6 protein-coding genes and 1 pseudogene are annotated in these 7,961 nt (G+C 69.3%); 4 read left to right on the top strand and 3 right to left on the bottom strand.

Annotated features, from left to right (window positions below; genetic code table 11):
* The 3 genes and pseudogenes from AB0N06_RS37370 to AB0N06_RS37360 all read right to left on the bottom strand — a co-directional run.
* Positions 1–149 (bottom strand): annotated as a pseudogene (locus tag AB0N06_RS37370) (serine hydrolase); the annotation flags it as partial.
* Between the two features lie 276 nt (positions 150–425).
* Entirely contained in the window at positions 426–2,843 is a 2,418-nt protein-coding gene (locus tag AB0N06_RS37365; RefSeq protein WP_366139127.1) for an ABC transporter permease, read from the bottom strand.
* Positions 2,840–3,565, bottom strand: coding sequence for an ABC transporter ATP-binding protein (locus AB0N06_RS37360; RefSeq protein ID WP_366139126.1), 726 nt, complete (start codon positions 3,563–3,565; stop codon positions 2,840–2,842). The genes AB0N06_RS37365 and AB0N06_RS37360 overlap by 4 nt, the downstream gene beginning before the upstream one ends.
* A gap of 179 nt (positions 3,566–3,744) precedes the next feature.
* Between AB0N06_RS37360 and AB0N06_RS37355 the strand changes: the two genes are divergently transcribed.
* The 4 genes from AB0N06_RS37355 to AB0N06_RS37340 all read left to right on the top strand — a co-directional run bounded on the left by AB0N06_RS37355 (position 3,745) and on the right by AB0N06_RS37340 (position 7,861).
* Positions 3,745–4,977: a sensor histidine kinase gene (locus tag AB0N06_RS37355; RefSeq protein ID WP_366139125.1), complete on the top strand. Its 1,233-nt coding sequence runs from the start codon at positions 3,745–3,747 to the stop codon at positions 4,975–4,977.
* Positions 4,965–5,600, top strand: a complete 636-nt coding sequence (locus AB0N06_RS37350; protein ID WP_366139124.1) for a response regulator transcription factor — start codon at positions 4,965–4,967, stop codon at positions 5,598–5,600. Before AB0N06_RS37355 ends, AB0N06_RS37350 begins: the two co-directional genes overlap by 13 nt.
* A 189-nt stretch (positions 5,601–5,789) precedes the next feature.
* The gene (locus tag AB0N06_RS37345; protein ID WP_351086915.1) at positions 5,790–5,957 is read left to right on the top strand and encodes a hypothetical protein; all 168 of its coding nucleotides are present in this window, start codon (positions 5,790–5,792) and stop codon (positions 5,955–5,957) included.
* A 218-nt stretch (positions 5,958–6,175) separates the two neighbouring features.
* Positions 6,176–7,861 carry an amidase gene (locus AB0N06_RS37340; protein ID WP_366139123.1) on the top strand — a complete coding sequence of 562 codons (1,686 nt, stop codon included), beginning with the start codon at positions 6,176–6,178 and terminating at the stop codon, positions 7,859–7,861.
* The last annotated feature ends 100 nt before the right edge of the window (positions 7,862–7,961 follow it).

Below are 7,961 nucleotides of genomic sequence, written 5' to 3'. Positions count from 1 at the left end.
GTGTAGTTACGCGTCCGGCCTTCGCGGTCCGCGACGCTTGCCAGCGCGGCGGGCATCCGGTCGTCGAGCACCAAGGCGTTCAGGCTGCTCTGAACAGTGTCCGGCCTGGCGGCGGAGGCGGCGGGCGGGAACAGCGCACCGGTGGTCATGACGGCTCCGGTGAGCACGGTCACGGCCAGCAAGGCCTTACGCCGGCCACCTCGCGAAAGCGTGGGACGAAACCTCGGCGATACACGTGCGTACATGGAACAACTCCTGTCGGTAGGGGAACAACATCAGTGGGTCAGGGAGAGGTGGTCGTGGTGCGACGGGCCTGCCGGTGGCTCGGCCCGGTCCTGTGATGGTCGCGGCGCATGAAGGAACGGCCCTCCTCCCGTGCCCCCGCCCGAGGACGGGGAGCATGGGAGAGGTGGGACCCGGTTCCGCTACGTGATTCGAGGAGACCTTCGGCGGCGCAGCAGCCGGCGGGCGGGCAGCATGACGGCTGCCATGCCCGACAGGAACACCGTGCCGAGTACGGCCGCGCAGACCGAGGGGGACACCGACAGCGCGGACAGACCGGTCACCGCGCCGCCGAAGGTCAGCAGGGTCACCGCCGCGACCAGGGAGCCGACGGCGGCCCCCGTACCGAGTACGAGGCAGGTCTCCAGCCGCAGCATCGCCAGAACCTGGCCGCGGGTCGCGCCGATGAGCCGGAGCAGAGCCAGTTCACGACGGCGGGACGCGGTGGCGACGGCCAGCGTGGTCACCACGCCGATCAGGGTGAACAGGGAGATCGCCGCGACTGCGAGCAGTCCGGGCAGGGCCTGCTGGCGTGCCTTCTCGGTGAGGGCCGCACTGTACTGTCCGGCGGACGTGGCACGGGTCCCGGGGAAACGGTCGAGCACCGGTCGCAGGTCGGCCGCTCCCTTCACCAGGAGGTAGTCGTCGTGGCCCGCGTCGGTGACGTGGGCGGCGACCACATCGTGAGGCAGCAGGACATCCCCGAAGCCCTGTCCCCGGTCGTAGACGGCCACCACCTCGGGTCGGATCACGGTGCCGTCCCCGAGCCAGAGAGACACGGTCGAACCGACCTTGGCCGCGCTGGCCACGTTCGAACTGAGCGCGACCGTGTTCTTGCCGTGCAGGCCCTTCAGCAGGCCCGCCTTCACGTCCGGGTCCAGATTGGACAGTGCGCCCTTCACGCCTTGGGTGGGCAGGGACTGGAGCTGGGCCGCGACCGACATCACCACGGTGGTGCGTTTCACCGCGGTCACGGTCCCCGGTCCGGCCGTCCTTTCCACCGCCCGGTACATGGCCCGGGGCACGCCCGGCCCGTTCGAGACGAGCACCTGGTCCGCTTGCAGCCCCGCGGCTGCCTGCGTCCGGGTGGCGTTGACCGCGGTGGTCTGCACGAACAGCTGGCTGGCGCCGAAGGAGAGCGCGAGCGCGATCGGCGTGATCACCGACGCGAGTCGCACGGCCGCGGCGGTGGCCGTGTCGGTGGCGAGCCGGCCCGGGACCGGGAACAGGAGGCGCATGACGGGGCTGAGGACGACGATTCCCCCTCGGGCGATCGAGGGACCCAGGAGGGCCGCCGCCCAGATGAGGGAGAGTACGAGTCCGCCCATGGCCGCGGTCGCCACCTGCCCGCCGAACGCGAACGCGGTGCCAGCCGAAGCGAGACCGACGACCAGGAGCACCAGGCCGGTGATCACGCGCCAGCGCGGTAGCCGAGTCGGTTCGGCGGAGGTCTCGCTCACGGCCTGGGCCGGCCGGATCCGGGATACACGTCGTGCCGCGAGCCAGGCGGAACCGACCGCGGTGAGCACCGTGAGCGCCAGGGCACCGACGACAGGAAACGGTCCCAGAGCGAGCCCCAGCCCCGGGGGCAGGACCCCCTGCTCGGCCATGAAGCGGTGCAGCAGGGTGCCGAGCCCGAGCGACAGCAGACCGCCCAGGAGCGACGCCGGTACCGCGACCTTGAGCGTCTCGCGGACGATCACCCGGCGGACCTGCCGGGGGGTGGCACCGATGGCGCGCAGGACGGCGAGTTCGCGGGTCCGGTCCCGTACGGACGTGTCCAGGAGACCAGTCAAGATCAGCAGCACCACCAGGAGGGCGACTCCGCCGATCGACGCACAGACGCCGATCAGGTCGAGTCGTGCCGCCGCCACCTCCGGGTTCTCGACGTCGCCACGGTCCGCGCCGGTCGCGACGACGAGACCGGGGGCGGCTGCCCGCAGCGTCTGGGCGGACGTCTCCTTCGTGCCGAGCACGACCAGCGCGTCCGCACGCTCGGGACGGCCGCTGAGGACCTGTGCCGTGTGCTGGCCGAACCAGACATCGCGGCCTGCACCGGACCCGCCGGCCACCAGACCGCTGACGCGGTAGGGTTCCGGCGCCTTGCCGCCGACCTGGAGACGGACGGTGTCCCCGACGGCCCTGCCGCTGCCGGAGTCCACCGCGACTTCGTGTTCCGCCCGTGGGGCCCGGCCGGCACGCAGTTCGACAGCGGTGAGCACGGTCGCGTCCCAGCCACGGCCGGTCCGCACGGCCCCGTCCGCGGTGACCACCGGCAAAGAGACGTCCGCGACCACCTCGGTGACCCCCGGTGCCGTGCGCACCCGGTCGGCCACCGATACCGGTACCCGGGCTCGTTCCACCAGTGGCCTGGCATCGGTCTGGTCGTCCTTGACGACCTCGACGCGCTGGCTCGCGGCGACGACGGCCACGGCGCGCTCATAGCGGTCGGCCGATCCGTGCGCCCGTAGTGCGGACTCCAGCAGGACCCCGAACGCGCCCGTCAACATGGCCGCGCACACCAGTGCCACCGCCACTCCGGCGGCGATACCGCGCCTCACAGCGTCCCCCAGTGGGCCAGGACGGTTGCGGCGGAGGGAGCCGTCAGCTCGTCGACGATCCTGCCCTCGCCCAGGAAGACGACACTGTCGGCCCAGGCCGCGGCCACCGGGTCGTGGGTGACCAGCACGACCGTCTGTCCCATCTCGTCGACCGCGTCACGCAGCAGCTTCAGGACGTGCTCGGCCGACCTCGGATCCAGCGCGGCCGTCGGCTCGTCGGCGAAGACGATCTCCGGGCGGGTGACAAGCGCTCGGGCGACCGCCACACGCTGCTGCTGGCCGCCGGACAGACGTGCTGGAAGCCGGTCCAGGTGGCCGGCCATCCCCACCCGGTGGACCACTTCGTCCAGCCAGCGCCTGTCCACCTGACGGTTCCCGAGGGACAGCGGGAGGGTGATGTTGCGTTCGACATCCATCGAGGGCATGAGGTTGTAGCCCTGGAAGACGAATCCGATCCGTTCACGGCGCAGCCGGGTCAACTCCGTCTCGCGGAGCCCGCCCATGTCCAGATCCCCGAGCCGTACCGTTCCGCTGCTGGGCCGGTCGAGGCCGGAGGCGCAGTGCAGGAAGGTGCTCTTGCCCGATCCGGACGGGCCCATGATCGCGGTGAGACTGCCCTTGCGGAACCCCCAGCTGACCCGGTCCAGCGCGGTCACCTCGCCATAGGACTGGGAGACCTCCTCCAGGGACACGGCGAACGGCGTGGCCCGGGTCGTCGTCATCGGTTGCATGATGGGTCCTTCGGTTCCCTCGATCGGTCAGAACGGGTACCGAACGTAATCGCGCAAGCCCAGCGGGCGGCAGCGGTCTCTCCCCCGAACCGGAGGTGTAGCGCGCTCCACCTGCCAGGTGGAGCGCGCACTTATGACAAGGGAACCCCCGTGAAGTACGGTCTTGCTCCATGGACCTGAAGGCAAGAGTGCTCCACAGCCTACGATCCACGAGGTATCTGCTGGGTGGACTCGCCACCGCTCTACCTTCGCTGGTTGGTTACGTTCTGTTGCCGCTCGTCTGCTTCTCGCTGATCTTCGCGCCGATCCTTCCGTGGGCGGTGCAGCCGTTGCGCGCCTTGGCCGATGTCGAACGCCGACGCGCCGAACGCGTTCTCGGCCGCCCCGTACGCCGGCCCTACCCGACGCCCGAAGGCAATGCCTACCAGCGGACGCTCCAACTGCTGCGGTTCCCAAGTACCCGCAAGGACGTGGCATGGATGCTGGTTCACGGCGTCGTAGGGCTCGTTCTTCCCGTCCTCGTCCTGGGAGTGCTGCTCAGTCTGCTGCTGACGATCTCCATCCCGCTGTGGTGGTGGACCCTGCCCGGCGGAACCCTCACCCTCCTCGCGGCCCCCCTCACCACCTGGATGCAGGCGATCGTCCTGTCCGCGGTGTGTGTCTGGCTCTTCGCGGCCCTCTTCTTCTGGCTGGCCCCCGCCACGGTGAAGCTGGAGACACGGGTCGCGGAGATCATGCTCGGTACGTGGACCGGCGCCGGCCGGCGGATCGAGGAACTGACCGCCTCGCGCGCGGGAGCCCTCCAGGCCCACGAGGCGGAACTCCGACGGATCGAACGCGACCTCCACGACGGCACCCAGGCGCAGCTCGTGGCGGTGGCCATGCGACTGGCCCTGGCCGAGCGCCGGTTCGACAAGGACCCTCAGAGTTCCAGGAGAATGGTGCTCGAGGCCAGGACCACCGTGGACGAAGCACTTGTCCAACTGCGCACCGTCATCCGCGGTATCCACCCGCCGATCCTCTCCGACCGGGGACTGAACGGAGCCATCCGCTCCCTGGCCGCAGGCCGGCCGATCCCCACCACCCTGGACCTGCCCGAGACCGACCGCCGTCCCCCCGCCGCCGTCGAGGCGGCCGCCTACTTCGTCGTCGCCGAGGCGCTGACCAACATCGCCCGGCACAGCGACGCGAGCCGTGCTCAGGTGTCGCTCCGGTACGACGGCCCCACGCTGCGCGTCGTCGTGCGGGACGACGGGTGCGGCGGGGCCGCACCCGGCTCCGCCTCGGGCAGCGGACTTGCCGGGGTACGTCGACGGGTCGCCGCCCTGGACGGTACGACGAGGATCGACAGCCCTGTCGGTTCCGGAACGACGATTGAGGTGGTGCTGCCGTGCGGATCGTGATCGCGGAGGACAACGTCCTTCTCCGCGAGGGCCTGATTCTGCTCCTGGAGGACGTCGGGCACGAGATCGTGGCCGTCGTGGGAAGCGGGCCCGAGATTGTCCCCGCCCTGCTGGAACACCGGCCGGACGTGGCCGTCCTGGACGTCCGGCTGCCGCCCGGATTCCGCGACGAGGGGCTGCGTGCCGCCATCGAGGCCCGGAAACTCGTTCCCGACCTGCCGCTCCTGGTGCTCTCCCAGTATGTCGAGGAGAGCTACGCCGCTGAACTGCTCGGACAGGGCGCATCGGGGATCGGCTACCTGCTCAAGGACCGTGTGGGACATATCGAGGAATTCCAGGACGCGCTGGAGCGCGTCGCTGCGGGCGGAACGGCGCTGGACCCCGAGGTCGTCTCCCAGCTGATGAGCCGCCGGGACCCGCTCGACGCGCTGTCCCCCCGGGAACGGGAGGTCCTCGGGCTGATGGCGCAGGGCCTGGACAATCCCACGATCGCCACGACCCTGTTCATCACTGAACGTTCCGTCAGCAAGCACATCGGCAGCATCCTCGCCAAGCTGAACCTGCCGCCGAGCGACAGCGGTCACCGCCGGGTCCTCGCGGTGCTTGCCTACCTGAACTCCTGACCCGCGTCCCGGACGGCCGTCCCGTACGGCGACGTGTCCGTCACCGCATGGGTGTAGCGGGCTACACCTCAGGTTCGGGGGGACGGTCCGATGTGCCGACCGGGGGCGCGGGGAGAAGGTGAACGGCGTAAGAGATCCCACCCCTGCCGCCCATCGGGCCGCCGGGGCGCATAACAGGAGGAACCCCTGATGAAGCCCGTGCTCTGGCTGCTGCTCTTCGTCTCCACGGTGGCGGCGGTCTACGTCAGCACCTTCGCCCACTACACCGGCACCACGAGGGTCCTGGCCGGGGTCGGCACCGGCGTCGTCTTCGTCGGATCGGCGCTGGGAGTGTGGCTGACCAGCGGCAAGAAGTGACCCGTAGCGGCGAGAGCACCTGAGGAGGGGGTGTCCGGCAGTGAGCCGGACACCCCCTCCTCACGCGTGACGCGGAAAACGGACACCCCCTCAGGAGGTGTAGTCCGCACCACTCCCGAACGGGGAGTCATCCCTGTCGTTCCGAAAAGACGCCGTTCATAGGCTCTTTTGTACGGACACAGGGCCTTCCTTCCCTCGCCTCTACGGAGAAGCAACTGATGCGCTCGCTCACTCGAACCACGCGACGGCACACGGTGATCGCGGTATCGGCAGCCTGCCTGCTCGTTCCCCTGGCGGCCTGCACACCGGACGACGGACCGCGACCGGCCGCTTCCGCCACCTCGACTGGCGGAGCAGCCCCGTACGCTCTGAAGAACGACGGGAAGCGCGACGGACGATTGGACGAGCGGCTGGACCGCGCCACGATCCTGGAACTTCAGGAGGACATGAAGGGCAAGCGGCTGACGTCCAAAGAACTGACCCAGGCATACCTGGACCGGATCCATCGCCTCAACCCCCGCCTCAATGCCGTCGTCACCGTGAACCCAGACGCACTGGATCTTGCACGCAAGAGCGACGAGCTGCGCCGCACCGGTGAAGTGCGGGGGCCACTGGAAGGCATCCCCGTTCTCATCAAGGACAACATCGACACCGCAGACCGCCAGCCCACCACCGCCGGCTCCACGGCCCTGTTGAACTCCAAGCCGGCACAGGACGCCTTCCTGGTAAAGAAACTGCGCGACGCGGGTGCAGTGATCCTGGGCAAGGCCAACATGTCGGAATGGGCCAACTTCAGGTCCCTCGAGCAGACGGCCGGATGGAGTGCCACTGGCGGCCAGACCCGTAACCCCTACGTACTCGACCGGAGCCCCTGCGGATCGTCCAGCGGCTCCGCAGTCGCCGCCGCAGCCGCCCTGGCCGCTGTGACCATCGGCTCCGAGACCGACGGCTCCATCGTGTGCCCCGCGAGCGTCACCTCCACCGTCGGCATCAAGCCCACCCTCGGCATGGTCAGCCGCAGCGGCATGATCCCTATCACCAGCCGCCACGACACCGCCGGCCCGATCGCCCGCAACACGACGGACGCCGCCCTGGCGCTCTGGGCCATCCATGGATCGGACACCGCCGACACGGCTACCTCCGACGCCGACACTGCCCTCCCCTCCGACTACCGCGAGGTGCTCGACCCAAACGCCCTGCGCGGCAAGCGCATCGGCGTGTGGCGCAAGGGACACATCGGCATCGACCCGGACGTGGACCGTACCTTCGACGCGGCTGTCCAGCGGCTCCGAGCGCTCGGCGCAACCGTCGTCGAGGGCGCGGACGTGGCCGACTCCAAAGACATGATGCAGAAGGACATGCTTCCCGCCGTGCTGACCGAGTTCAAGCACGACCTCAACGCCTACCTGGTCGCCACCCCAGGCCCCCACCCCAAGAATCTCACCGAACTCATCGCGTTCAACAAGCGGAACTCCACCGTCGAGATGCCGAAGTTCGGCCAGGAACTCTTCGAGATGGCCGACAAGACCGACGGAGATGTCAACGCTCCGGCATACCGCCAGCACCGCAGCGCCGCGACTCGTCAGGCCCGTCAGGCCATCGACGGCGTTCTCGCCGACCACCGGCTCGATGCCATCGTCACCCCCACCGGAATCCCCGCTCCTACCGTCGAAGCGCTCGACCCAACCCCCTTCGAAAGTTCCACCCGCAACTCCGCAGTGGCCGGCTACCCCCACATCACTGTGCCCGCCGGCTACGCACGGGACACGCTGCCGCTGGGCGTCTCTTTCCTCGGAACGCGCTACAGCGACGCGAAGCTGCTCAGCTACGTGTACGCCTTCGAGAGGGCCACCCCGGTCCGCAAGGCTCCCGCCTACCTCCCCACCCTGCCCGGCCGGTCTTAGCTTGACGTTTAAGTGCGCCACGAGCGCAGAGAGTGAGGTTCGTGTAGGTAGACCCACTTGATGCGGTGCTGTGCAGATGATGAAGGTTTTGTGGCCCTTC

Origin of the sequence: Streptomyces sp. NPDC051020, assembly GCF_040683105.1 — a bacterium.
Taxonomy (GTDB): domain Bacteria; phylum Actinomycetota; class Actinomycetes; order Streptomycetales; family Streptomycetaceae; genus Streptomyces.
The sequence above is the reverse complement of the archived record's forward strand: the minus strand, read 5'-3'. Positions and strand labels throughout refer to the sequence as shown.